The organism is Nonomuraea sp. GTA35 (genome assembly GCF_041950525.1).
Classification (GTDB): domain Bacteria; phylum Actinomycetota; class Actinomycetes; order Streptosporangiales; family Streptosporangiaceae; genus Nonomuraea.
In genome coordinates this window covers 66,236-89,346 of record NZ_JBGNUV010000013.1, presented here as the reverse complement: position 1 = coordinate 89,346, position 23,111 = coordinate 66,236, and the positions used below count along the sequence as shown (strand labels likewise).

21 protein-coding genes are annotated in these 23,111 nt (G+C 71.3%); 12 read left to right on the top strand and 9 right to left on the bottom strand.

Going from position 1 to position 23,111, the window contains the following annotated elements:
- Window positions 1-166: 166 nt before the first annotated feature.
- Entirely contained in the window at window positions 167-343 is a 177-nt protein-coding gene (locus ACBJ32_RS43255; RefSeq protein WP_375131749.1) for a hypothetical protein, read from the top strand.
- Window positions 344-621: 278 nt separating this feature from the next.
- Here ACBJ32_RS43255 and ACBJ32_RS43250 read toward each other — a convergent pair whose 3' ends face one another.
- Entirely contained in the window at window positions 622-1,374 is a 753-nt protein-coding gene (locus tag ACBJ32_RS43250; protein WP_375131748.1) for a TetR/AcrR family transcriptional regulator, read from the bottom strand.
- A gap of 154 nt (window positions 1,375-1,528) precedes the next feature.
- On the opposite strand from ACBJ32_RS43250, the gene ACBJ32_RS43245 reads away from it, so the two are divergent.
- Window positions 1,529-2,968: an MFS transporter gene (locus ACBJ32_RS43245; RefSeq protein WP_375131747.1), complete on the top strand. Its 1,440-nt coding sequence runs from the start codon at window positions 1,529-1,531 to the stop codon at window positions 2,966-2,968.
- Window positions 2,969-3,063: 95 nt separating this feature from the next.
- Complete coding sequence (locus ACBJ32_RS43240) at window positions 3,064-3,780, top strand: NAD(P)-binding domain-containing protein (RefSeq protein ID WP_375131746.1); 717 nt, start codon at window positions 3,064-3,066, stop codon at window positions 3,778-3,780.
- Window positions 3,781-3,841: 61 nt separating this feature from the next.
- On the opposite strand, the gene ACBJ32_RS43235 is transcribed toward ACBJ32_RS43240, so the two are convergent.
- Entirely contained in the window at window positions 3,842-4,456 is a 615-nt protein-coding gene (locus ACBJ32_RS43235) for a TetR/AcrR family transcriptional regulator (protein ID WP_375131745.1), read from the bottom strand.
- A 188-nt stretch (window positions 4,457-4,644) separates the two neighbouring features.
- Here ACBJ32_RS43235 and ACBJ32_RS43230 point away from each other — a divergent pair, with 188 nt between their 5' ends.
- The 3 genes from ACBJ32_RS43230 to ACBJ32_RS43220 all read left to right on the top strand — a co-directional run bounded on the left by ACBJ32_RS43230 (window position 4,645) and on the right by ACBJ32_RS43220 (window position 8,160).
- On the top strand, window positions 4,645-5,082 hold the full coding sequence (locus ACBJ32_RS43230) for a hypothetical protein (protein ID WP_375131744.1): 438 nt from the start codon (window positions 4,645-4,647) through the stop codon (window positions 5,080-5,082).
- Between the two features lie 31 nt (window positions 5,083-5,113).
- Complete coding sequence (locus tag ACBJ32_RS43225) at window positions 5,114-5,644, top strand: nitroreductase/quinone reductase family protein (RefSeq protein WP_375131743.1); 531 nt, start codon at window positions 5,114-5,116, stop codon at window positions 5,642-5,644.
- 161 nt (window positions 5,645-5,805) lie between these two features.
- Window positions 5,806-8,160: a polysaccharide lyase 8 family protein gene (locus ACBJ32_RS43220; protein ID WP_375131742.1), complete on the top strand. Its 2,355-nt coding sequence runs from the start codon at window positions 5,806-5,808 to the stop codon at window positions 8,158-8,160.
- A gap of 30 nt (window positions 8,161-8,190) precedes the next feature.
- Here ACBJ32_RS43220 and ACBJ32_RS43215 read toward each other — a convergent pair whose 3' ends face one another.
- Window positions 8,191-9,240: an alpha/beta fold hydrolase gene (locus tag ACBJ32_RS43215; RefSeq protein ID WP_375131741.1), complete on the bottom strand. Its 1,050-nt coding sequence runs from the start codon at window positions 9,238-9,240 to the stop codon at window positions 8,191-8,193.
- 94 nt (window positions 9,241-9,334) lie between these two features.
- Between ACBJ32_RS43215 and ACBJ32_RS43210 the strand changes: the two genes are divergently transcribed.
- Entirely contained in the window at window positions 9,335-9,907 is a 573-nt protein-coding gene (locus ACBJ32_RS43210) for a helix-turn-helix domain-containing protein (protein ID WP_375131740.1), read from the top strand.
- A gap of 20 nt (window positions 9,908-9,927) precedes the next feature.
- On the opposite strand, the gene ACBJ32_RS43205 is transcribed toward ACBJ32_RS43210, so the two are convergent.
- The gene (locus ACBJ32_RS43205; protein ID WP_375131739.1) at window positions 9,928-11,769 is read right to left on the bottom strand and encodes a serine hydrolase; all 1,842 of its coding nucleotides are present in this window, start codon (window positions 11,767-11,769) and stop codon (window positions 9,928-9,930) included.
- A 316-nt stretch (window positions 11,770-12,085) separates the two neighbouring features.
- On the opposite strand from ACBJ32_RS43205, the gene ACBJ32_RS43200 reads away from it, so the two are divergent.
- From ACBJ32_RS43200 to ACBJ32_RS43185, 4 genes are all read left to right on the top strand, one after another.
- Window positions 12,086-12,694 (top strand): hypothetical protein, encoded by a 609-nt coding sequence (locus tag ACBJ32_RS43200; protein WP_375131738.1) that lies wholly within the window; start codon window positions 12,086-12,088, stop codon window positions 12,692-12,694.
- A gap of 253 nt (window positions 12,695-12,947) precedes the next feature.
- Window positions 12,948-15,320: an ATP-dependent Clp protease ATP-binding subunit gene (locus tag ACBJ32_RS43195; protein WP_375131737.1), complete on the top strand. Its 2,373-nt coding sequence runs from the start codon at window positions 12,948-12,950 to the stop codon at window positions 15,318-15,320.
- 444 nt (window positions 15,321-15,764) lie between these two features.
- Window positions 15,765-16,088, top strand: coding sequence for an STAS domain-containing protein (locus tag ACBJ32_RS43190; RefSeq protein ID WP_375131736.1), 324 nt, complete (start codon window positions 15,765-15,767; stop codon window positions 16,086-16,088).
- Between the two features lie 334 nt (window positions 16,089-16,422).
- Window positions 16,423-17,235, top strand: a complete 813-nt coding sequence (locus ACBJ32_RS43185; protein ID WP_375131735.1) for a YihY/virulence factor BrkB family protein — start codon at window positions 16,423-16,425, stop codon at window positions 17,233-17,235.
- A 58-nt stretch (window positions 17,236-17,293) separates the two neighbouring features.
- Here the strand turns inward: ACBJ32_RS43185 and ACBJ32_RS43180 are convergent, their stop codons facing one another.
- The 5 genes from ACBJ32_RS43180 to ACBJ32_RS43160 all read right to left on the bottom strand — a co-directional run bounded on the left by ACBJ32_RS43180 (window position 17,294) and on the right by ACBJ32_RS43160 (window position 21,952).
- Window positions 17,294-18,232, bottom strand: coding sequence for a LysR family transcriptional regulator (locus ACBJ32_RS43180; RefSeq protein WP_375131734.1), 939 nt, complete (start codon window positions 18,230-18,232; stop codon window positions 17,294-17,296).
- Window positions 18,233-18,406: 174 nt separating this feature from the next.
- Complete coding sequence (locus ACBJ32_RS43175) at window positions 18,407-19,447, bottom strand: acyl-CoA desaturase (protein ID WP_375131733.1); 1,041 nt, start codon at window positions 19,445-19,447, stop codon at window positions 18,407-18,409.
- Window positions 19,448-19,474: 27 nt separating this feature from the next.
- The gene (locus tag ACBJ32_RS43170; RefSeq protein ID WP_375131732.1) at window positions 19,475-19,786 is read right to left on the bottom strand and encodes a UBP-type zinc finger domain-containing protein; all 312 of its coding nucleotides are present in this window, start codon (window positions 19,784-19,786) and stop codon (window positions 19,475-19,477) included.
- 232 nt (window positions 19,787-20,018) lie between these two features.
- Complete coding sequence (locus ACBJ32_RS43165) at window positions 20,019-21,395, bottom strand: LVIVD repeat-containing protein (RefSeq protein WP_375131731.1); 1,377 nt, start codon at window positions 21,393-21,395, stop codon at window positions 20,019-20,021.
- A gap of 137 nt (window positions 21,396-21,532) precedes the next feature.
- Window positions 21,533-21,952, bottom strand: a complete 420-nt coding sequence (locus tag ACBJ32_RS43160) for an HIT family protein (protein ID WP_375131730.1) — start codon at window positions 21,950-21,952, stop codon at window positions 21,533-21,535.
- A gap of 166 nt (window positions 21,953-22,118) precedes the next feature.
- Between ACBJ32_RS43160 and ACBJ32_RS43155 the strand changes: the two genes are divergently transcribed.
- Window positions 22,119-23,075, top strand: a complete 957-nt coding sequence (locus ACBJ32_RS43155) for a hypothetical protein (RefSeq protein ID WP_375131729.1) — start codon at window positions 22,119-22,121, stop codon at window positions 23,073-23,075.
- Window positions 23,076-23,111: the final 36 nt, after the last annotated feature.

The following is a 23,111-nucleotide window of genomic DNA, read 5'->3' as shown; positions in this document are numbered from 1 at the left end:
GAAAACACCTCCACGCTGCATGTGATGCGGGACTCGCCGGTCGAGCGACGAACGGACCGGCGTCCTCGTGATCATTCGCGGCGAGTATGGCGTGCCGGACCGACAAAGTCGCGCCATGGACCCGTTGGCCCGGTTGTTGTCGGTGCCGGCCCGTAGCGTTTCCCGCGTGACCTCGCTCCTCCAGACCTACTCCTACGTGCACGCGTCCGCGACCGGTGGCTCCCTCGCGCTGGAGACCTCCGGCGGCGTCACCCCCGCGGACGAGGCGGCCGACCCGACGTTCTTCGACGGGGCGGGCTGCCGCGTCAGGGCTCGACGCCCGTGGCCGCGGCCCTGGGTGTGAGCGGCCATGGCGCGGGGCGTCGAGTGGCCTGCCGGGAACATCGGCGGCCCCGCGGTGGTTACATCTGTCGTGACCGGTGTGCCCAGTGTCCCCGGGCCTCACCTTTCGCCTTCGCGGACTACCGTCCGGCTGGAGCCGCGTTGTGCCTTTCGCCGAGAGGCGACACGCACACCGGTACGCACACGTCGAAGGCCCTGCCGTCCCGTCGGGCGGCAGGGCCTTCGCCATGTCCAGGGCCGGTCGTCCCGCTCGGCGCCCGCGATCCGGGCGGCTGCCGTTCAGGAAGCCGAAGGGATTCCCAGCAGCGGCAGCCACACCTCGTCCACGATCTCGGCGATCGCCTCGTCCGGCACCGGGCGCATCGTCATGAACAGGTCGTGCCGCAGCAGGTCCAGCGGCAGGTTCACCACGCGGGGCGGGCGCGGCACGTCGGGCAGCTCGCCGCGTTCGACCGCGCGGGCCACGATCGTCTGGAAGGCGGTCGGGTGGCCCGGCGGCAGGAGGGTGTCGCGGAGCTCGCCGAGGCTCGTGCCGGTGTCCTGGAAGTAGTCCACGAGCTGCACGCTCATCAGCGTGATCATGCCCGCGCGGTCGGCGTCGGCGTTGCGCAGGAAGCCGATCGCGTCGTCGCGGAGGCTGCCGGTGTCGGGCACCGCGATCGGGCGCCAGTACCTGGTGAGCGTGGCCAGCAGCAGGTCGTCGCGGTGGGGCCAGCGGCGGTAGAGCACGGGACGGCTCGTGCCGGCGCGGGCGGCGACCGCCTCGTAGGTGAAGCCGTGGTATCCGTGCTCGAGCAGGACGTCCCAGGCGGCGTCGAGGAGCGCGTCCTCCAGCTTGGCGCCGCGCCGGCGAGACGCGCCACCGTCGCTGGGCGGGGCGGTGTCGTTGAGCGAGGCCGGGTCGCCCGACGGGGCCGGGTCGCTCGACGGGGCCGGGTCGCTGGACGGTGTGGCGGTGTTGGCACGGCGTTCCGCCGCCTGCGCGCCGGTCGCCCCCCGCTCACCCGCGTTCCGCTCGTGCTCGCGACTCACTCGCGTACCTTATCGCGGCCCTTCGCGGCGACCCCGGCCCCACCGCGAGGCGGCCCGGCGCCGGTGTGTGACCATGTTCACCGAGCACCTGAGCCGGTCGCCCGGCCTCGGACCGGCCTGAGGCCCAGCGCGTCCGGCACCCCCCGGAGAGAACATGCCGCACGTCCCCCGCGATCCGCTTCAGAGAGCTCCCCGGCGGGTCGCCCTGATCGTGGCCGTGGCGTGGTTCATGCAGAACCTCGACACCACGATCATCAACACCTCACTCCCCCAGATGGCGCGGACGTTCGGCGTGGACGCCGTCAGCGTGAACATCGGCATCACCGCCTACGTCGTCGCGGGCGCGGCCTTCATCCCGCTCGGCGGCTGGCTGTCGGACCGGTACGGCGCCAAGCGGGTGTTCGCGACCGCGATCGTGGTGTTCGGCCTGGCCTCTGTCGGCTGCGCGGCCTGTACGGAACTGTGGCAGTTCGTCCTCGCCCGCGTCGTCCAAGGCGTCGGCGGCGCCCTGATGATGCCGGTCGGCCGCATCATCGTGCTCAGGAACGCCGGCAAGGAGGACCTGCTGCGGGCCACGGCGCTGATCACCTGGCCGGCCCTGATCGCGCCGGTCATCGCCCCGGTCGTCGGCGGAGCCCTGACCACCTGGTACGGCTGGCAGTGGATCTTCCTGCTCAACGCGCCGCTCGCCCTGATCGGCACCGCGCTGGTGCTGGCCTACGTCCCCGGCCTGCGCGAGCCCGATCCCAGACCGCTGGACCGCACCGGAACGGTCCTGATCATCACGGCGCTGAGCCTGACGATCTACGGCCTGTCGGAGCTGGCGCAGCCGTCGGCGGTGGGCCTGGATCTCGCCCTGCTCGCCGTCGGCTCGCTGGTGGGCGTGGCCGCCGTCCGGTGGTTCCGCCGGGCCGCCCATCCGCTGATCGACCTGGCGCCGCTGCGGGTGCCCACGTTCGCGGCCTCCACCCTGCACGCCGGGAACCTCATCCGGCTGGCGATCAGCGCGACCCCGTTCCTGCTCCCGCTCATGCTGCAGGAGGCGTGGCGGCTGACGCCGCTGGAGGCCGGCCAGATCGTGCTGGTTTACTTCCTGGGCAACCTGGTCGTCAAGACGATCACCACGCCGCTGCTGCGGCGGCTCGGGTTCCGTACGGTGCTGATCGGCAACGGCGTGGCGGTGGCGCTGTCGATCGGGGCGCTCGGGCTGCTGGATGCCCGTACGGGGTTCGCCGTGGTCGCCGTGGTGGCCTTCGCCGCCGGGGTGACCCGGTCGATCGAGTTCACCGGCATCAACACGCTGTCGTTCGCGGACATCGGCCCCGCCGACCGGGCCTCGGCCTCGACGTTCTTCAGCATGATGCAGCAGATCTCCATGGCCCTGGGCGTGGCCGCCGCCGCGATCGTCCTGCAGGTCGCGCACGGCCCGGCCGCGACCCCGCTCACCCAGGGCGACTTCGCCCTCGCGTTCGCGCTGTCCGGCGCGGTCGCGCTGGCCGGCGCCCTGTTGATGGTGCGGCTGCGTCCCGACGCGGGGCACGAGGTGACCGGGCACCGGCCGCGGAAGAAGGGCGAGGTCCCCTCCCGGGCCTGAGCGGAGCTCGCCGATATCCTCGCGGTGGCACATCACCAGGAGGTAGCGACAGTGCGCATCGGCATCGTGGGGTCGGCGAGATCGGCCGGGCGATCGTGACCGGGCTGTGCGAGGGGGACGACGGGGCGCCCGAGGTGTTCCTCTCCCCCCGCGGGGCTCGCACGGCCGCGGAGCTGTCCGAGCGCTACGAGAGCGTCCAGGTGTGCGCGGACAACCAGGACGTGGTGGCCCGCTCCGAGGTGGTGATCATCGCCGTACGCCCCCAGGACCGGCACGAGGCGCTGACCGGCCTGCGGGTTGACGACGACAAGACCGTCGTCAACGTGATGGGCGGCGTCGCCAACGAAGACCTGCGCCGCACGCTGGCCACCGGCGCGCCGCTGGTACGGGCCATCCCCCTGCCGGCCTTCCGCGAGCGCCGCTCCGTCACGGTGACCTGCCCGTCGCATCCCGTGGTGGACGCGCTCTTCGAGCCGCTGGGCGGTGTCCTCCCGGTCGCCGACGAGGCCGCCTTCAACGTCTTCTCGGCGCTGACCGCGACCCTGACCTCCCACTACTGGTACCTCGCCACCCTGACGTCCTGGGCCACCGGGCACGGCATGGCCGCCGAGGCGGCGGACCGCTACGTCCGCGGCCTGTTCCAGGGCGTCGGCAGGAGCCTGAGCGACGAGTCCCGCTCCCTGGACCGGCTCGCGGCCGACCACGAGACCCCGAACGGGCTCAACCAGCGCATCCGCACCACCTGGTTCGACCAGGCCAACTCCGACGCCCTCCGCGCGGCTCTCGACGCTCTTCTCGCCGACCTGCGGTGATCACAGCTCACCACGGGACCAACCCGCCCCCAGCTCCTCGCCGGTCCCGGGCGATCCTGGCTCAGGCCGGCTCCGTGCCCCAGATGCCGCGCAGCGGACGCAGGCCCTCCTCGACGTAGTCGGCGATGGGGCGGTTGCCGCCGTCGAGGTACCACTGCTCGAGGGCGGCGAAGTAGCCGAACGTCAGAGCGTTCGTGGCCACCCGGGCCTGCGTCTCGCTCAGCCGCCCGGCCGCCGCGATGAGCGGCGTGATGCGCCGGCTCGCGCGATCGAGCGTGCCGCAGACGGCCATGCGCACCGAGGGCTCGGCGAAGAAGTAACGGACCCTGCGCCACGGGCTCCTGCCTGCCTGAGGGCCGTCACCGGAGCCGGAGGTGCCGGCCGCTTGCGGGGACTCGTAGGCGCGAACGGCCCGGAGCAGGCTGCCGACGGGATCGGCCGGGTCCAGGATGCCTTCGAGGGCCTCCGGGCTCATGCTGTCGAACTCGACGTCGGCGACCACGATCCCTTCCTTCGTACCGAAGATGCGGTACACCGACGACGGTGAGACCTCGGCCGCCGCCGCGATCTCCTCGATCGTGACGGCGCCGAACCCTCTCTCGTCGAACAGGTCGAGGGCGCGTTCCTGGATGGTGCGCATGGCCTTGAGCCGCCAGCGTTCGCGAAGCCCGGTCATGCGGGACACCGTACCAGAAAGCCACTATCTCAAGCTTGTGACTGCCGTTCAGACATTGACTGTCTGAAACGGGGAACCTAGAGTCACTCGCTGGAGACAGTGACTGTCCCATTCCGTTGACCGGGGCCGGGCGCGCCCGCGCACACGGGCGCCGACGCCCTCCGCATTCACCTGGAAGGACCCATGCCATGACGCCGGAGCAGAGATCGCGCAACCGGACCGTGCTGGCGGCGATGTACCTCGGGGCGGCGCTCACCGCGATCGCCGCCCTGTTCCCGCTCGTGGACCAGGCGGTACTGGCGGATCACCTCAGGGCGAGCTATCCGGGCTACGAGCCCGGCGCGATCGACGCCGCCGTCTCCGCGTACCTGGTCATCCTGGCCACGGTGGGGGCGCTGGGGCTCATCGGCTGGCTCAGCACGATCTGGGCGGCCCGCGCCGGCAAGCGCTGGACTCCGTGGCTGGCGATCGGGCTGCTGGCGATCGCGCTGTGCATCGCGATCGCCGGGCTGACCGTCCGGGACGTCTCCGGCGATGTCGGGCTGGCACCGCTGCTGGGCTGGCTCCTGGTGCTGCCGTGCGTTCCCGGCGTCGCCGCGGTCGTGCTGTGGAAAAGGGCGGGATGAGAAAGGGGCGCCCAGGGTGGAAGAGAGCGGGATGAGCAAGGGGCGCCCAGGAGCGAAGGGCACCGGCCCCGGCGCCGGCCGTGCCGCCGCGCGGGGGCTCGCGGCGCTCAAGCGTGCGATGTATCGGGGCGGGCGGCCGAACGCGTTCATGCGGTGGTGGAACCGTCTCGATGTCCTCGCCTACGGGGCCCGGTGGCTGTCACCGCGTCATGCCGCCGTTCTGAAGGTGGCGGGGCGCCGCAGCGGGAACCTCACGTCGGTTCCGGTCGCGGTCACCCGGCACCGCGGGGCCGACCATCTCGTCTCGATGCTCGGGCCGGACGCGAGCTGGGTGCGCAACGTCAAGGCCGCGGGCGGCCAGGCGGCGCTGCGCCGTCAGGGCCGCGAGTCCCCGATCCGGCTGGAGGAGATCCCTTCCGAGCACCGTGCCGAGATCCTGCGCCGCTACCTCGCCGTCGCGCCCGGCGCCCGGCCGCACCTGGGGCTGGGACCGTCGGCGCCCCTGTCGGAGTTCCGCCGCATCGCGCCCCGGCACCCCGTCTTCCGCATCCGCGAGCCCTAGACAGGCCCCGGCCACGAACACATGGGAGAGCGGCGGCCTTCCCGAAGCAGGCGGGCGGCGGCGTCGCGGAGAACGTGCCCGCCCGGCCGAAACCCGGACCGCGGCCAGGTCGAGCAGAACGCGGGGATGCGCGAATATCGGGTGTCCATATCCTAATACGCATGGTGATCCACCCCCTTAGCCGACGTTCCGCCCTGCTGGCCGCCGCCGCCGCGGCCGGCCTCGCCCTGTGGGACAGGCCGGCCGAGGCGGCCGGGACCACCCTCGGGGGCGGAGCGGCCAGGGCGGCGGCGACCAGCGGAGCGGCCGGCGCCGCCGCGTTCGACGCCGCGCGGGAGCGGTGGGTGGGCTTGTTGGCCGGCGGCGAGTACAACACCGCCTACGCCGACAAGACGCAGGCGGTCGAGGGCTCGGCCAACGCGGTGCTGCGCAAGCTGCGCTTCTCCCCCGGCCGCCGCCCGAGCCTCTGGCCCGACCTGCCGCTCGACGACCCCCGTACGGGCAACTTCAACCGCGCCTACAACCGCATGCGCACGCTGGCGCTGGGCTGGGCGACGCCGGGCACCGCCATGCACGGGGACGATCAGATCGCCGAGACCGCGGTCAGGGCGCTGGACTTCCTGTACGAGCACGCCTACCACGAGAGCCTCGACCCGCGCGGCAGCAACTGGTACTGGTGGGAGATCGGCGTCCCCCGCTCGCTGACCGACACCTGCGCCCTGCTCTACGACGGCCTGCCCGAGGACCGCCTCAAGCGCTGGCTGCGCCCGTTGCGCCGCTGGTGCCCCGACCCGGAGCGCCGCGTCAGCCATCCCGGCGTGGTCGAGACCGGCGCCAACCGCGCGGGCAAGGCCATGGCGGTGGCCATGCGCGGGCTGCTCACGCACGACGCCCGCCTGGTCAGGCGGGCCAGGGACGCTGTCTCCGACCTGCTGCGGCCGACCAGGGGCCCGGGCGACGGCTTCTACCGTGACGGCTCCTTCATCCAGCACGACGTGTACCCCTACACCGGCGCCTACGGCGTGGACTACCTGGAGAGCGTGGCCAAGCTGATCGTCATGCTCGCGCGGTCACCGTGGGAGATCTCCGGCATCGAGAAGGTCTACGACATCGTGGATCGCTCCTTCGTGCCGTTCGTCTTCGACGGGCTGATGATGGACTGCGTGCGCGGCCGGTCCATCTCGCGCCAGGGCCACCGCGACTACCACTCGGGGCAGAAGACGGTCGAGGCCATCCTCACCTTGCTGGACGCGGCGCCCGAGCGCCATGCCCGGCGCTGGCGGCCGCTGGTGAAGGGCTGGCTCACCCGCAACCAGGCCATCCCGTACGACACGATCGCCCCGCTGTCGAGCATCGCGAAGGCGAAGGCGCTGCTGGACGACCCGTCGGTCCCGGTCGGCCCGCGCACGACGGGCACGTACGTCTTCGCCGACATGGACCGGGTCGTGCACCGCCGCCCCGGCTGGGCCTTCGCGATCGCGATGAGCTCGCGGCGCATCGGCGCGGCCGAGGCCATGAACCGGGAGAACCTGCACGGCTGGCACACCGGCGACGGCATGACCTACCTCTACACCGGCGACCTCACCCACTGGAACGACGAGCTGTGGCCGACGATCGACCCGTACCGGCTGCCGGGCACGACGGTCGACACCCGCGAACGGGCCGATCTCCAGCACGGGCATCGCCGCCTGCCGCCCACCCCGTGGGCGGGCGGCGTGGCCCTGGACGGCGAGTACGGCGTGGCCGCCATGAAGCTGGTCGCCGACGGCTCGTCCCTGCGGGCCAAGAAGGCGTGGTTCCTGCTCGACGACGTGGTGATCGCCCTCGGCGCCGGCATCTCCGCCTCCGACGGCCGCCGCGTCGAGACCATCGTGGAGAACCGCAACACCCACGACGGCCATCCGCCGCTGGCACGGGGCGACGGCTGGATCCACCTGCCCGGGGTGGCCGGCTACGCGCTGCTCGACGGCGACAGCGCCGGCGCCAAGGTGATCCGCGAGAAGCGCACCGGCCGCTGGCGGGACATCGACAAGGGCGCCACCACCGGCGGCGACAGGACCCCTGTCACCAGGCACTACACGACGATCGTCATCGACCACGGCGTCGATCCGCGCAAGGCGCGCTACGCCTACGCCGTGCTGCCCGGCGCCTGCGCCGCGCGGACCGCGGCCTACGGCCTGCAGCTCAGGATCCTCGCCAACTCCGGATCGGTGCAGGCCGTCTCCCGCGGCGACCTGCTGGCCGCCGTCTTCTGGCGTGCCGGGACCGTCGAGACCGCGCACGGGCCGCTCGCCGCCGACGGCCCGTGCACGCTGCTGGTCCGCCGCGACCACGAGGTGGTACGGCTCGCGGTCGCGGACCCGTCCAGGACCGCCGACGAGGTGAGGATCACGCTGCCCTGGCCGGTCAGATCGGTCAAGGAGGGCGACCGCGGCGTGCGCAGGGCCAAGCGCGCGATCAAGGTGGAGCTCGGCGGCAGCCGCGGGCACGCCCGCACCGCCGTGGTCCGGGTCTGAACCCCGCGACACCAGCCGGCCGTCGCGACGTCACCTGGCCGTGAACGCGAGGATCTCCCGCGCCACGGCCGCAGGGTTCTCCTCCGCGAGCCAGTGCCCCGACTCGGGGATCTCGACCGCGCGCGTGATGTTGCGCAGCAGCGGCGCCACGGTCGGCCGGGTGGCGGCGAGGGAGCCGGTGGCCGTGAGGAGCAGCGTGGGGGTGTCCACGCGGGCGGCCGCGACGTTGTCACGCTCGTCCTCGTCCAGGGTCCGGTAGAGCTCGAATCCCGCGCGCAGGACGTCCTGGCGGCTGTAGGTGCGGACGAACTCGTCGACTTCCGCGTCGGTGAAGGGGGACCGGGTCCTCGTGCCGCCGAACGCCGTTCCGCCGTAGGCGACCTGCGGGTAGAACGCCGTGAGGTACTCGCGCACGTCGCCCGCGTTGTCGACGAGTCGCTCCGGAACCGCCTGCTGGCTGTTGAAGGCCATGTGCCAGGAGAAGGTCCGGTACTGCGCGGCGGGCAGCTTCGGCCCGGGGAGCGGGTAGTCCAGGTGCACGTACGACCTCACCCGCTCGGGGAACTGGGAGGCGTACTGGAACCCGACCCCGCCGCCGAGGTCGTGCGCGACCAGGTCGAAGCTGTCGAGCCCGATCCGGTCACGCAGCAGGCCGTGGACGTAACGGGCCAGGGTCTTCTTGTCGAAGCTCGCCGGGCTGCCCGCGCTGTCGCCGAGGCCGGGCAGATCGACGGCGTAGACGGTGTGACGCTCGGCCAGGGCCGGCATCACCTTCCGCCACTCGTACCAGGTCTGCGGCCAGCCGTGCAGCAGCACCAGCGCCGGGCCCCTGCCACCCGTGACGTAATGCATGCGCACGCCGCGGACCTGCGCGAACCTGTGCTCGAACGTCGCGTTGAACGCCGCGTCGTGCTTGGTCGCCGCGTCGTACGACGTCGCCGGTCCGGCCGTCGAGGCCGAGGCGGCGGCGGGAGGCGCCCCGTCGAGCATGTTCCACCCGGCAGTGCTGCCCGCGGCGAGCGAGAGGGCCAGCGCGGCGGCTCCGAGGAGCAGGCGCCGCCGGCTTCGAGTCGGTGTCATGCCACCAGCTTGAGCTGCGGCCTTGCAGTTCCGCATACTTTTTTGCAGGATTGCAAAAACTGTCCGCGCGTGGATCGGAGTGAAGGTGTCAGCGGTGACGGAGGACGAGGCGGTCCTGCAGAACGTCGGCCCGAGGCTGCGGCACTTCCGCAAGGCTCTCGGCATCACCCTCGCCGACCTGGCGGAACGCACCGGGCTCACGCCGAGCACCCTCTCCCGGCTCGAACGCGGGCACATCCGCCCCACCCTCGAACAGCTCCTGCCGCTCGCCCGCGCCTACGCGGTGCCGATCGACGAGCTCGTCGCCGCCCCCGCCACCGGCGATCCGCGGGTTCACCTGCGGCCCTTCCACAAGCACGGGCTGACGTTCGTGCCGCTGGGCGTCAAGACGGGCGGCGTGCAGGCGTACAAGGTGATCTATCCCCCCGTCTCGCAGCTCCCGCCGCCGAAGTTCCACAGGCACCCCGGCCGGGAGTGGTTCTACGTGCTGCACGGGGCGGTCCAGCTCGTGCTCACCGACACCCGGACGGTGCTGACGGCGGGCGAGGCGGCGGAGTTCGACACCAACACCGCGCACTGGATCGGCAACGCCCGGGACGACATGCCGGCGGAGACCATCGCCATCTACGGACAGCAGGGCGAGCGGGTGCACATCACGGATGTCTGAGGCGCCGTGCCGGGTGCCGGTCAGGGCCAGCCGTACACCTTCATGACGGCGGCGGCGATCTCGGTGACCAGGCTCGTGCTGCTGCCGTTGGCCAGGACGGCGAAACCCGCGCCGAGCTTCGGGTAGCCGGTGAACACGGACCTGAAGCCGTAGTTGGAGCCGTCGTGGCTGTAGGAGAAGCCGTCGGTGCCCGCGCCGGCGAGGAACAGGCCGCGGCCCATGCCGGGCTGGGGGCCCTGGCTGAGCAGCGTACGGACCGAGGCCCTGGTGAGCGGGCCGGCGATGTCGCCGGAGGCGGTGTAGGCCCGGTTGACGTAGGACACCAGGCGGCACAGGTCGAGCACGTTGGTGTAGAGGCCGGCGGCGGCCGACTCGGGGTAGCGGTTGCGCCTGCCGGGGATCACCGCGCCGGTCGTGGTGTGGCCGGCGGCCAGCTCGAAGGCGGGGGCGAGGGCGTAGGAGCTGGTGGTCATGCCGAGCGGCGCGAACACCTCCTGCTGCATGTACCGGGCCAGCGTCATGCCGGTCTGCTGCTCCACCATCCGCTGCAGGAGCACGAACCCGGCTCCCGAGTAGTGGTACCCGGCGCCCGGCGCGGTGGTCAGCTCGATCTTCGGGGTGTTGCCCGCGCCGTTCATGACCTCCAGCAGCGTGGGGACGGTCGCGTCCGGGCCGTAGCCGGGGAAGCCGCCGCCACCCGCGTCGAACCCGGTGCAGGCGCTCGCCGGGGTGGTGGAGCCGCGGCCGATCACGCCGGCGCGGTGGGTCAGCATCCGGTCGATTGTGGGCACCGCCGTGGAGGTCACGCAGGAGCGGCGGGGCAGCGTCCAGCCGAGGTAGGGGCGGATGTCGGCACCGAGCGCGATCTTGCGGGTCTGCAGCAGGCGCAGGACGCCGATCGCGGTGACGGCCTTGCTGATCGAGGCGGCCTGGAACGCGGTCTCGGGGTGGGCCGCCGCGGCGCCGCCTGCCTCCAGCAGGCCGTAACCGGTCGACCAGGCGATCTTGTTGCCGACGACCACCGCGACAGCGACCCCGGGCGTCCGGTAGGCGTTCATCCGCTGCCAGATCGTCGAGCCGCCGACCGCGTTCTCGACCTGGCGCACCTTGTCGGCGGGCAGCGCCGGGACCTTGCCGCGCGAGGCGAGCGCCCAGCCGCCGGACGGCGAGAAGGCCACGTTGTGCACCTGCCAGCCGCCGGACGCCAGGGTGTTCATGCGGTCGAAGCAGGCGTCGGGGATGCCGCGGGCGTGGAACTCGTCCTGGGCCACGACCGTCCAGCCGCCGGCGCGGGGGAAGGCGACGCGGGTGATGCGGCGCCCGCCCTGCGTGAGGTTGCGCATCATCTGGTAGCACTCGTCGTCCACGCCCTTGGCGTGGTAGCCGGCGGAGGCGGTCACCACCCAGCGGTCGCCGCCGGCAGGCGGGAAGGCGACGTCGACGACCTGCTGCCCGGCCTGGTAGAAGGCGTCGATGCGCAGCTTGCACGCCTCGGGGAGGCCGCGCGCCGTCACGCCCCGGTCGGTGGTGATCACCCATCGGTCGCCGCCCTCCGGCGGGAAGGCCACGCAGTGGATCTTCCTGCCGGCGGCGCTGAGGTTGCCGATCTCGGCGAAGCAGGCGTCGGGGATGCCGCGGGCGAAGTAGCGGCCGTCCTGGGTGACGACGACCCAGCCGCCGGAGGGGGTGAAGGCGAGCGCCGTGACACCGTACGCGGCCAGCTCGCCCAGCTTGGTGCGCGCCTCGTCGGGGATGCCGCCGTCGTAGTGGGGGTAGCTCGCGGCGTGGGCGGGGGCGACGTGTCCGGTCGCGGCACCGAGGCCGGCGGCGCCTGCCAGGGCCAGGAAACGTCGGCGGTCCATGTGGTCACTCCTCCTCGGGACGGGGCCCAACGATCTTAGACCTACGCCGCCGGGTCGCCGTCGCCGGTCCGCCTCGCACTCCACCGCCCGCGAGGAGAGGGCTCTGACCGGGGGCGGTGGCCGCCGAGTGGGGCGTTTGCCGGATTCGCCGCCATCGGCGCCCGGAGAGCGTCCCGGACATGGACCGTTGAAGCGGATTCCTTGGTCAAGTCATGGATGACCGGCTGCCCGTTACGGAATCCTGGAGAAGGCGAGAACGCCGCAGCCCACCAGGCCGGCCGCGCCCGAAACGACGAACGAGTGCGATGGCGGATTCGTGGAACAGCTGGAATACCGAAAGCTCATCAAGGTGCTGGAGCAGGTGGCCGCGGCCCGGCGGGGGACGCTCTATCCGGTGCTGGCCGAGGCCCTGGCCGTTCACCTCGGGTGGGTCGACGCGTTCGTGGCCGAGAACCCCGCGTACCTGGCGCTGGGAAACGGCGGCGAGGAGCAGTACCTCACCACGTTCCGGCCCGACTTCGTGGAGGAGTACGTCGAGCGCTGGCGCTGGAACAATCCGTTCGCCTCGCGCGACGGGGTCTCCTGCCTGACCCGCCACGGCATGGCGACCCTCGGGCAGCTCCGCCTGCGGGCGACCGGCCCGGAGCGGGACTTCGCCGACAAGTTCCTGCGCCGCAACGGCATCGACGACATGCTGAAGATCGTCGTCAGGTCGCGGGCCACGAGCGCGGTCAGCACGCTGGGGGTGCCGTTCGACGGCGCGCGACGGGCCATCGAGCCGGGCGACCGGCTGATGGCGGCCACGCTGGGCCCGCTGCTGAGCCCGTACTTCGACGCGGATCTCGCACCGGCCTCCGCGCGGGATGTCACTCCGGCTCGTTCGGCCGATGGCGCAATCAGGAGCAATCACCGCGATGAGTACTAAGGTGGCAGTTAGCCGGGATATCCGCTTGAGCCCGACGAGTTCGCCCACGCAGCCCCCTGCGTAGGGCAGTAGTCGCCGATTCAGTACGCAGGACGATGTCGCGCGGTGATCACACCGCCCGTTCCGTGGAACGCGTGGGATCTACCCGGGGACATCATGGCCGGCACCGACACCCGCTGATCGAGTACGGCTCCGCACCGAGCCCGTGCGCCCCGCTGTCATCCGGCATTTCCGCTCCGCCAGGAGGCTTGAGATGTTCGAGAAGTTCACCGACCAAGCGAGGCGTGCCGTCGTGCTGGCGCAGGAGGAGGCCAGGACGCTCAACCACAATTTCATCGGCACGGAGCACCTTCTGCTCGGCCTGATCCATGAGGGCAAGGGTGTGGCCGCCCAGGCCCTGAAAAGCCTGGGGGTCAGCATCGACGGGGTGCGCCTGCAGATCGAGGAGATCATAGGGCAGGGCCGGCCGGCCGAGTCGGGGCACATCCCGTTCACCGCGCGGGCCAAGCGGGTTCTGGAGCTGTCGGTTCGTGAGGCTTTGCAGCTGGGGCACGACTACATCGGCACCGAGCACCTCCTGCTCGGGCTCATCCGCGAGGGTGAGGGCGTGGCCGCTCAGGTGCTGATGAAGCTGGAGGCCGATCCCCGGCGAGTGCGGAGCTGGGTCCTGCAGTCGCTCTCCGGGCGCGGGGACGGCCAGCAGGCCCCGCCCCTGGCCCTTGAGGAGCAGGTCCGGCCGACCGCCGTGGTGCTCGACCAGTTCGGCCGTAACCTGACCCAGGCCGCCCGCGAGGGCAAGCTGGATCCGGTGATCGGCCGCGAGAAGGAGATCGAGCGGGTCATGCAGGTCCTGTCCCGCAGGACCAAGAACAACCCCGTTCTCATCGGCGAGCCCGGCGTCGGCAAGACCGCCGTCGTCGAGGGCCTGTCGCAGAAGATCGTCAGGGGCGAGGTGCCCGAGACGCTGAAGGACAAGCAGCTCTACACGCTTGACCTCGGCGCCCTGGTCGCCGGCTCCCGTTACCGCGGTGACTTCGAGGAGCGCCTGAAGAAGGTGCTCAAGGAGATCCGCACGCGCGGCGACATCATCCTGTTCATCGACGAGCTGCACACGCTCGTGGGTGCGGGCGCCGCGGAGGGCGCGATCGACGCCGCCAGCATCCTCAAGCCGATGCTGGCCCGCGGCGAGCTGCAGACGATCGGCGCGACCACGCTCGACGAGTACCGCAAACACTTCGAGAAGGACGCCCCTCTCGCCCGCCGCTTCCAGCCGGTCCTGGTCGCCGAGCCCTCGCTCGGCCACACGATCGAGATGCTCAAGGCCCTGCGCAAGCACTACGAAACGCATCACGCCGTCTCCATCACCGACGACGCGCTGGTCGCCGCCGCGCAGCTGGCCGACCGCTACGTCAGCGACCGCTACCTGCCCGACAAGGCGATCGACCTGATCGACGAGGCCGGGGCACGCCTGCGCATCCATCGGATCACCGATCCAGCCGGCTCACGCGCCCAGGACGTCGTCACCGAAGAGCTGATCGCCGAGGTCCTGGCGACCGCCACCGGTATCCCGGTCTTCAAGCTGACCGAGGAGGAGTCGCAGCGTCTGCTGCGCATGGAGGACGAGCTCCACAAGCGGATCATCGGTCAGGACGACGCCATCAAGGGTTTGTCGCGTTCGATCCGGCGTACGCGCGCCGGTCTGAAGGACCCGCGTCGTCCCGGTGGCTCGTTCATCTTCGCCGGTCCCTCGGGGGTCGGTAAGACCGAGCTGTCCAAGGCTCTGGCGGAGTTCCTCTTCGGTGACGAGGATGCGCTGATCAGTCTGGACATGTCGGAGTTCATGGAGAAGCACACCGTCTCCAGGCTGTTCGGTTCGCCTCCCGGTTACGTCGGTTACGAGGAGGGTGGTCAGCTCACCGAGAAGGTGCGGCGCAAGCCGTTCTCCGTGGTGCTGTTCGACGAGATCGAGAAGGCTCACCCGGACATCTTCAACTCGCTGCTGCAGATCCTGGAGGACGGTCGTCTGACCGACGCCCAGGGCCGGGTGGTCGACTTCAAGAACACGGTCATCATCATGACCACCAACCTCGGTACCCGGGACATCTCCAAGGGCATCGGGGTCGGGTTCGCGAAGTCCAACGACACCGAGTCCAACTACGAGCGGATGAAGGCGAAGGTGCAGGAGGAGCTCAAGCAGCACTTCCGGCCCGAGTTCCTCAACCGTGTCGATGACATCGTGGTCTTCCACCAGCTGACGCCGAACGAGATCATCAAGATCGTGGATCTGATGCTCGCTCAGGTGGATGCCAGGCTGAAGGACCGCGACATGGGGCTCGAGGTCTCGCCCGAGGCCAAGCAGCTGCTCGCCGACCGCGGTTACGACCCGGTCATGGGTGCCCGGCCGCTGCGGCGTACGATCCAGCGCGAGCTGGAGGACTCGCTGTCGGAGAAGATCCTCTACGGCGAGCTCCGGCCCGGCCAGGTCGTCAAGGTCACCGTCGACGATCTGGGGCTCGTCTTCACCAGCGAGAGCGCGCTCGCCCCCATGGACGACGCCGACAGCGGGGAAACCGGCGCCGCCGGCGGGGAAACCGGCAATTCATGCACAGCTCATCTCTTCACCTGATAACCAGAGCTGGAGTGAATCGGCGCATCTATTCCAGGGCAACATTCAGGGCCATTCATAAGGTAAAGTACAGAAACCGAGGACTTATCGAGCGTTGGCATTCAGGTCGGCGACGCCCCCGGCGAACCACCACCGGCCCTTCGGAGGGCCCGGACAGGCCAGGCGCCCCATGACGTCGATCCCTCCTTCTCGGCCCGCACCACTCAGCTCCGCCTCATCGGCGATTCCTCAGGTCTCCTCCGCGCCACGGCTCAGCCTCCACCCGGTGCCGGACCGGCAGGCCGTGATGGACGGGGCCGGCGAACGGCCAGCTCCGGCGTGACCCCACGTGCGTCTGCCGGCCGGATCGAGCGGTTCAGGGCACCGCCCGCTCTGGCGGCGGAGGACCGATCTCCGGCCGGCAGGCATCCCGTCCGTTCCGGCTTCTCCAGTGAGGAGACCTCCATGACCGCCATCGACTCCGCCCCACTCGGCGAACCGGGCACCGCAGCTCCGACTCTCGTGCATCTGTCGGGGGACATCGGCCTCTTCACCACGGCCCGGCTGCGCCAGCGGCTGATCAACGTCCTCGGCTCCAGCACCGGCCTGCTCGTCCTGGACCTGTCCCAGGTCACCTTCTGCAGCACCGGCGGGCTCGGGGTGCTGATCGGCGTCCAAGGCCGCGCCCGGGCCCGGGGCATCACGCTCGCCCTGACCGGAGTTCCGCCGCGCGTCGCCCGGCTGCTGCAGATCAGCGGGCTGGACCGCCGCTTCCCGATCAGAACGTGATCGGCATGCCGACCCGCGCCGTCTCGCCGCGCTGAGCCACCTCCCCGCGCCCAGCCATGACGGATTTTCGCCGTCCCGCAAGCCCGGCGCGCTTCGAGCCAGTAAGGGGTAGGCCGGAGAAATGAAATCCGCGTCACGGGGTAGGGGCCGTTTCCCCTATCAGATATCCACGACGGCGCGGTGAGCCATTTCCTGTGAAACGACCACGGCGCGCGATCACGGTCGCGTCCCCCGGCCTTCCGGCCCGGCCATGAGGACCGCCCGGCGCTGGGCCGGCCGGATCGCTGCCTGCTGGAAGCGAGCCAGGAGCCGGCACGCCTGGCTGGATCACACGGTGCGGGCCCTGATCCGCTACGACAAGGCCGACGCCGGCCGGCTGGCGGCCGCCCTCACCTACTACGCCTTCTTCGCCACCTTCGCCCTGGCCCTGCTGGGGTTCGCCGTCCTCAGCCGCGTCCTGGACCACCCGGCGGTGCTCACCGAGATGCAGCGCTACCTGAGCGACACCTTCCCCCGCCTGGACGTCCAGGCGCTTCGCGACGCCGGAGGAACGGCCGGGCTGGTGGCCTGCGTGGTGCTCCCGCTGACGGGCCTGTTCTGGATGGACACGCTCCGCTCGGCGACCAGGGCGATCTGGCGGCTGGAGGAGTATCCGGGCGGCTTCTTCCTGCGCCAGCTCATCGACCTGGGCATCCTGGCGGGGCTCGGGGTGCTGCTCTCGCTGTCGCTCGCCGTCGCCTTCGCCGCCGAATGGGTGCTGACCTGGCTCGCGGTGAACACCGTGGGCGTGCAGGCCGCCCCCGCCCAGTGGGTGCTGTCCGTGGCGGCGTTCGTGCTGGGATTCGGGGTCAACACCTTGCTGGCCATGGCACTGCTCACCGCGCCACCACGGCTGCACCTACCGCCGCGCCGGGTGATCGGGCCGGCGCTCGTCATCACGATCGGCCTGGAGATCCTCAAGACCATCGGCCAGGCCCTGCTCAACCTCACCGCCGCCAACCCCGCCTACCAGGTCGTCACCGGAGCGGTGGCGATGCTGCTCTTCCTCAAGGTGCTCAACCAGCTCATCCTGTTCGCCACCGCGCTGGCGGCCACCAGCACCACCGGAGCCGTCACCGACCTGGCCGACCGGGCAGATCCGCCGTGACCTCGGGATGGGTTCGACGGTCGCGGTTCGCGCGACGGGGCCGGCCGGCCGCGCCCGTTCACCTGATGACGTTCGAGGCCCCCTCGCCGGGTGCGGGCCCGGTGGCGGAGCTGATGGGTTCCAGCCAGCCGAGCCGCTCCGCCAGGCGCTGGGCGCTGTCGATGACGGTGGCGATGTGGGAAGAGGGGTTGTCCTGGTGCCACAGCAGTGACCAGGGGTAGTGCGTGGCGGGCTCGATCAGGGGCCGCCAGGTGGTGCCCGGCCGGTTGGAGGTGCGGAAGGAGGAGGGGACGCAGTACACGCAGCGGTGCTGGAGGACGAGGTCGGCGGCGGCACGGCTGCTCTGCACGGTGCCCTCGTAGACGGTGGGCACGAACCCGGCAGAACGGCACAGCGTGATGACGAACTGGTTGAGCTCCGGGGTCTGCGACTCCTCGCCGAGGAGCAGGTACTCCTCGGAAAGGGCGGCGACGGGTACGCCGTCGAGTTCGGCGAAGTGGTGCTCGTCGGGCACCAGCACGCCCAGCGGGTCGAGCCTGACCAGCTTGGCGGCGACGTCGGCCGGGGCCTGGGAGGCATGTCCGATGGCGACGTCCAGGCGGCCGTCGGACAGTTGCCGGTACTGCTCGGGGGTGCCCGCCTCGACCTGGTGGATCGTGATGCCGGGGTGGGTGTGCTGGAGCTCGCGCAGGATCTGCGGCATGGTGTCGTAGCCGGCGTCGATGATGCCGGCGCGCAGCGTGGGCGCGGACGTGGCGGCGTTGCGCGCCGCCTGCGCGGCCCGGCCCACGTGGTCGAGGATCTGCCGGGCCTCGGCGAGGAGGGCGGCGCCCGCCGGGGTGAGGTCGACGTGGTGGGTGCTGCGGTCCAGCAACCGCACCCCCAGCTCGCGTTCCAGCCGCTGGATCTGCTGGCTCAGCGCGGACTGCACGATGTGCTCGCGTGCGGCCGCCCGGCCGAAATGCAGTTCCTCGGCCAGCGTTACGAAATAGCTCAACTGACGCAGCTCCACGCCCGCCACCCCTTCCCATCCAGGCGGCGCCTATCCGGGCCCTCGCTCCCACTCTAGGCAACAGGTGGTGGCGCGGACCCGTGGAGTAACGTCGGTGTCACTCGCCGTGCTGGACCGGCGCGGGGGCCGCGACACCGGCCCCCTCGTCGCGGGACCCCGTCATGGGCCCGGACGTGGGCCTCGGTCGTCCGCTGACGGCATCGGAGACCGGGCGCGGGACTGCCGCTGCGGGGCGGCGCGGCGGCGCTGGATGCGCTCCTCGTCCGGCCAGTGCACGTTGCTCACCCAGCCGAGCCGCTCGAACAGTCCGATCATGGCGGCGGACGGGTCCAGCTGGCCGCGATCGACACCGTGCCGGGCGCAACCGGGCTCGCTGTGGTGGCCGTTGTGCCAGCTCTCGCCGAAGGACAGCAGGGCCAGCGGCCACAGGTTCGTCGAGCGGTCGTGGCGGCGGGTCTTGAAGGGCCTGGCGCCGATGACGTGGCACAGGGAGTTGACGCTCCAGGTGACGTGCTGCAGCAGCGCGACGCGGATCAGCCCGGCCCACAGGAAGGCGGTCAGCCCGCCGTACAGGGTGCCGGTGATCGCCCAGCCCGCTGCGAACGGCAGCGCCAGCGACAGCGCGCACAGCGCGGGGAAGGCGCGGGCGACGCGGCGCATGGCCGGGTCGGCCAGCAGGTCCGGGGCGTAGCGTTCGGCCGGGGTCGGATCGCCGTCGAACAGCCAGCCCAGATGGGCGTGGGCAAGCCCCCGAAGCTGCCCGCGCAGGCCGGTGCCGTACCGGTAGGGAGAGTGCGGATCGCCCGGCCGGTCGGTGAAGGCGTGATGGCGGCGATGCACCGCCACCCAGTCGATCACGTTGCCCTGGAAGCCCATCGACCCGGCGACCGCCAGCGCCACGCGCAGCCAGGGCCGGGCGGTGAAGGAGGCATGGGTGAGCTGCCGGTGGAAACCGACCGTCACCCCCAGGCCGGTCACCACGTACAGGACGGCGGCCAGCAGCAGATCGGTGAGCGTGACTCCCTGCCCCCACGCCAGGAAGATCGCGACCGCGAGCGCGACGAACGGCAGGACCACGATCCCCGCCGTCAGTCCCACCTGGAGCCGACCGGCGGGAACGTGCTCTTCCGCCCCGGGGAAGGGCGAGGTGCCGTCGTAGTCCTGACGGCGTTGCGCCGCCTGCTCGGAAATGGTGGTCATAGGTTCTCTTCCGTCTCGTTCATGCGCCTATACCGTGCGGCGGTGCACGTAACACCAGCGCCAGGTGGATCCGGGCTCCAGGGTGGCCACGACCGGGTGGTCGGTCTCCTCGTAGTGGGCGCGGGCGTGGCCACCTCGCGCATCGTCGGAACAGGCCACCCACCCGCAGCTCAGGCACACCAGCAACCGCGTCCAGACCCGGCCCAGAGCCAGGCACGCCGTGCACTCGGGTGGCCCGTACGCCACGGCCGAGGGCTGATCGACGTGATCACAGCGCGGAGCCTGACCGTTCAGGCCCGCGCGGTCGGTCGCCTTCGTTCCTTGTGCGTCCAGGGTCATCACGACGCCCTCACGGTGACAGCGACGCAGGTTGCGCCGTCTGGTCACCAACAGTCAAGGTGACCAGCGGGCCGAGGGAAACACGCAATCCCAGCTCGCCTCATCAGCTACGGCGATTGCGGGGCTCCCGGCAGGAGGACGAGGCGAGCCCGGTGGAGGGCCTTGTGCCGGTACGAGCCGTGCCGGGGAACCCGTCCGAGGACACCGGCGACGTACAGCCGGCCCGAGCCGGTCAGCCGGTGTAGCGCAGGATGTGGACGCCCTGGTTCTTGTCGGAGATGTAGATGTAGCCACGCCGGTCCACGACCACGTCCTCCGTCTGGGCCACGAGCCTGTCTTCGGGCATCGGGCCGTACCTGCGGGTGGGGTCGGGCGGGACGAAATAGCCGACCTCGCGCGGCAGCCGGGTGTTCGAGACGTCGTAGACCCGCAGGCCGGCGTTGAAGTGCGCGACGTAGAACAGGTCGCCCTGCCGCTGCACGTCGGGGTGGTGCTGGTGGTGGTTGATGTTGTGCGGCCCGCTCCAGCCGCCCCTGCCGGAGAAGTCCGGGTACGGGGCCCCGGGCGGGGGTTCCGGCGTCGGCAGCAGCGACAGCAGCCACGGGTCGGCCGGGTCGGAGATGTCGACGATCGAGGCGTGCGGGGCGGCGCCCTTGCCGTAGGAGACGTCCTCGGAGTTGGCGAAGGCGATCTTCCTGTCCGGGATGGGCAGCACGCCGTGCACCCCGAAGCGGGAGTGGAAGGGCGGGCTGAAGTTCAGCCCGCCGACCGGCTTGGGCGCGGTCACGTCGGAGATGTCCAGCACGATCAGTCCGGCGGCGCCGTAGGGCAGGTAGGCGAGGTCGCCGGCCACGTACGGGGGGCCGTGCAAGGACACGTCGGCGCCGTTGGCGCAGCAGAAGCCGTGCGTGTGCGGGCGCTGCGCCGAGGGCGAACTCCCCTCGCCGTCGCGCTGCCCGGGCACCCACCAGCGGGCCACCTCGCGGGGCCGGGCCGGGTCGCCGATGTCGACGATGGTGTAGATGTTGCCGCGAAACCCCTTCGCCCCGGCCGCCACGTGCACGTGGCGGCCGCCCGGATAGAGGTTGCGGTGCGTGCCGGTCCCGCCGGTCGTGTAGTGGCCGAGCCTGCGGGGGCGTACCGGGTCCTTGATGTCCCAGACGTACAGGCCCTCCTCGAAGGCGGCGGCGGGGTCGCCGCCGAAGTTCGGGAAGATCTGCTCCAGCGCGGTCACCATGAGGTCGCCGTGCAGATCGACCTGCAGCGTCCAGGTGTTCTCGGGCCCCGGCACGAACGCCACCACCTCCGGCCGCCGCGGATCGGTGACGTCCACGACGCTCCAGCCGGAGTGCCAGAAGTGGCCGGTGTAGAGATACCACCTCCCCTTCACCTGGCGAATCGCCATCTTGAAGGCCGGCCGGTGGTCCATGTCGGTGTAGCCGACGACCTCCACGTTGCGGGCGAACTGCCCCCTCGGACCGGCGGTCACCGCGTCGGCCTGCGCCGGTGCGGGGACCGCCTGGGTGGCCGCCAGGGCGGAGGCCGCCGTCAGCGAGGTACGCAACGCCTGCCGCCGGGACACCCCGATGCCTTGTCGCTCGACTCCCACGTCTCTCCTCACGCAGACGATCAAGAACGCGACCAGCCAAGCCGACCCCCGGTGAAATCTCCCGAAAGATCATCTTTATCCGGCCGAGCGTCCCGAAGGGCCCTTGATCGGAACCGCGCGAAGCCGGCGGGCCGCTTTCAGGAGGCCGCGGCGGCCCTGATGTGATCGGCCAGTGGCGACAGCGACGACAGCGGCAGTTCGCGATGCGTCCATGCCTGCGTGAGATCCTCGGGGGTGTAGCGGGGCAGCAGGTGAAGGTGGAAGTGGAAGACGGTCTGCCAGGCCGTGGGGCCGGTGGCGTGCCAGATGTTCATCCCGCCCGGTTCCAGCGCGCGCCGCAGCAGGGCCGCGGTGTGCACGGCGGCCCCCATCAGCAGGCCCGCCCGGTCCGGGCCGATGTCGGTCAGGTCGCGGCAGTGCTCGCGGGGGACGACCAGGGTGTGGCCGCGCGTCGCCTGCGAGATGTCGAGGAAGGCGACCGCGTGCTCGTCCGAATAAATGATCTCCGAGGGGATCTCTCCGGCGACGATGCCGCAGAACGTACAGGTTCCGGTCATGACCGCCCTTCCTCCCACATGATCGAGCCAGAGTGTAGCGACACCTCCCGGGCAACGAGGGGATTTGCCCGCCTCAGCGCCTTTTTGTCACATTAGTGAGCTGGTCACTCCCGATCGGTGATCCCGTCTCTGGTTCGTGAACCCGCACGTCAGCAGGCTTTGTTGCATGACGAACACACTGAAGCCGGCGCATCGGCCGCTGGCCTACTGCACGGCCGCGATGGCGCTCCTGACGGTCGTGAGCGGCATCGGGCTCATCGTGGACGAGCGGACCGTGCTGGGCGAGGCTGTCTGGCTCAAGCCGTTGAAGTTCTCCGTGTCCTTCGCGCTGTACGCGTTCACGCTGGCCTGGCTGATCGGCCAGATGGACCGCTGGCGGCGGACGATGTGGTGGCTGGGCACCGTGATCGTCGCGGGCTTCGTCGTTCCGGAGGTCTCCGCCATCACCTTCCAGGCCGTCCGTGGGGTGAGCAGCCACTTCAACCTCACTCCCGGGCTGGACGAGACCGTGTTCATGGTCATGGGCGGCGCCGCCTACCTCGGCTGGCTGTCGACGTTCGCCCTGGGCGTCTTCCTGGTGCTCCAGCGCCGCGTGGACCGGGCCATGGCCTGGGCGATCCCGCTGGGCTTCGTCATCTCCCTGGCGGGCATGTCCGTCGGCTACCTGATGACCGCCCCGACCCCTGACCAGGCGCTGAGCCTGGCCGCCGGGATCGACCTGACCACCGTCGGCGCGCACGGCGTCGGCGTGACCGGCGCCGGCTCCGGCATGCCGCTCACCGGCTGGGAGACCGGCGCCGGTGACCTGCGCGTCGCGCACTTCGTCGGCATCCATGCCCTCCAGGTGCTCCCGCTGCTCGCCGTCGTGCTCAGCCGCCTGCCGTGGCGCATCCTGGACGGTGCCAGGACCGGCCTCGTGGTCGTCGCCGCCGCAGGCTACGCGGGCCTCACCGGCCTGCTGCTCTGGCAGGCCCAGCGCGGCCAGGCCCTCATCCACCCGGACGCCCGGACCATCGCGGCGGCCGCATCGCTCGCCGCGCTCGTGGTTCTCGCCGCGGCGGCCGTCCTCGCCTGCGCCGCCCGGCGCGTACCCGCCGCCGCCCCGGCGCCCGCCGCCGGCTGACCCCGGCACCCGAGGCGCCGACCGGCCCGTGCGGGT

Bases quoted from the DNA above. Each gene is read 5' to 3' on its own strand.
- ACBJ32_RS43190 (WP_375131736.1), top strand. From the start codon at position 15,765: ATGACCGCCATCGACTCCGCCCCACTCGGCGAACCGGGCACCGCAGCT.
- ACBJ32_RS43235 (WP_375131745.1), bottom strand. From the start codon at position 4,456: ATGACCGGGCTTCGCGAACGCTGGCGGCTCAAGGCCATGCGCACCATC.
- ACBJ32_RS43155 (WP_375131729.1), top strand. From the start codon at position 22,119: ATGACGAACACACTGAAGCCGGCGCATCGGCCGCTGGCCTACTGCACG.
- ACBJ32_RS43225 (WP_375131743.1), top strand. From the start codon at position 5,114: ATGAGCAAGGGGCGCCCAGGAGCGAAGGGCACCGGCCCCGGCGCCGGC.
- ACBJ32_RS43160 (WP_375131730.1), bottom strand. From the start codon at position 21,952: ATGACCGGAACCTGTACGTTCTGCGGCATCGTCGCCGGAGAGATCCCC.
- ACBJ32_RS43245 (WP_375131747.1), top strand. From the start codon at position 1,529: ATGCCGCACGTCCCCCGCGATCCGCTTCAGAGAGCTCCCCGGCGGGTC.
- ACBJ32_RS43205 (WP_375131739.1), bottom strand. From the start codon at position 11,769: ATGGACCGCCGACGTTTCCTGGCCCTGGCAGGCGCCGCCGGCCTCGGT.
- ACBJ32_RS43195 (WP_375131737.1), top strand. From the start codon at position 12,948: ATGTTCGAGAAGTTCACCGACCAAGCGAGGCGTGCCGTCGTGCTGGCG.
- ACBJ32_RS43220 (WP_375131742.1), top strand. From the start codon at position 5,806: ATGGTGATCCACCCCCTTAGCCGACGTTCCGCCCTGCTGGCCGCCGCC.
- ACBJ32_RS43170 (WP_375131732.1), bottom strand. From the start codon at position 19,786: ATGACCCTGGACGCACAAGGAACGAAGGCGACCGACCGCGCGGGCCTG.
- ACBJ32_RS43175 (WP_375131733.1), bottom strand. From the start codon at position 19,447: ATGACCACCATTTCCGAGCAGGCGGCGCAACGCCGTCAGGACTACGAC.
- ACBJ32_RS43215 (WP_375131741.1), bottom strand. From the start codon at position 9,240: ATGACACCGACTCGAAGCCGGCGGCGCCTGCTCCTCGGAGCCGCCGCG.
- ACBJ32_RS43230 (WP_375131744.1), top strand. From the start codon at position 4,645: ATGACGCCGGAGCAGAGATCGCGCAACCGGACCGTGCTGGCGGCGATG.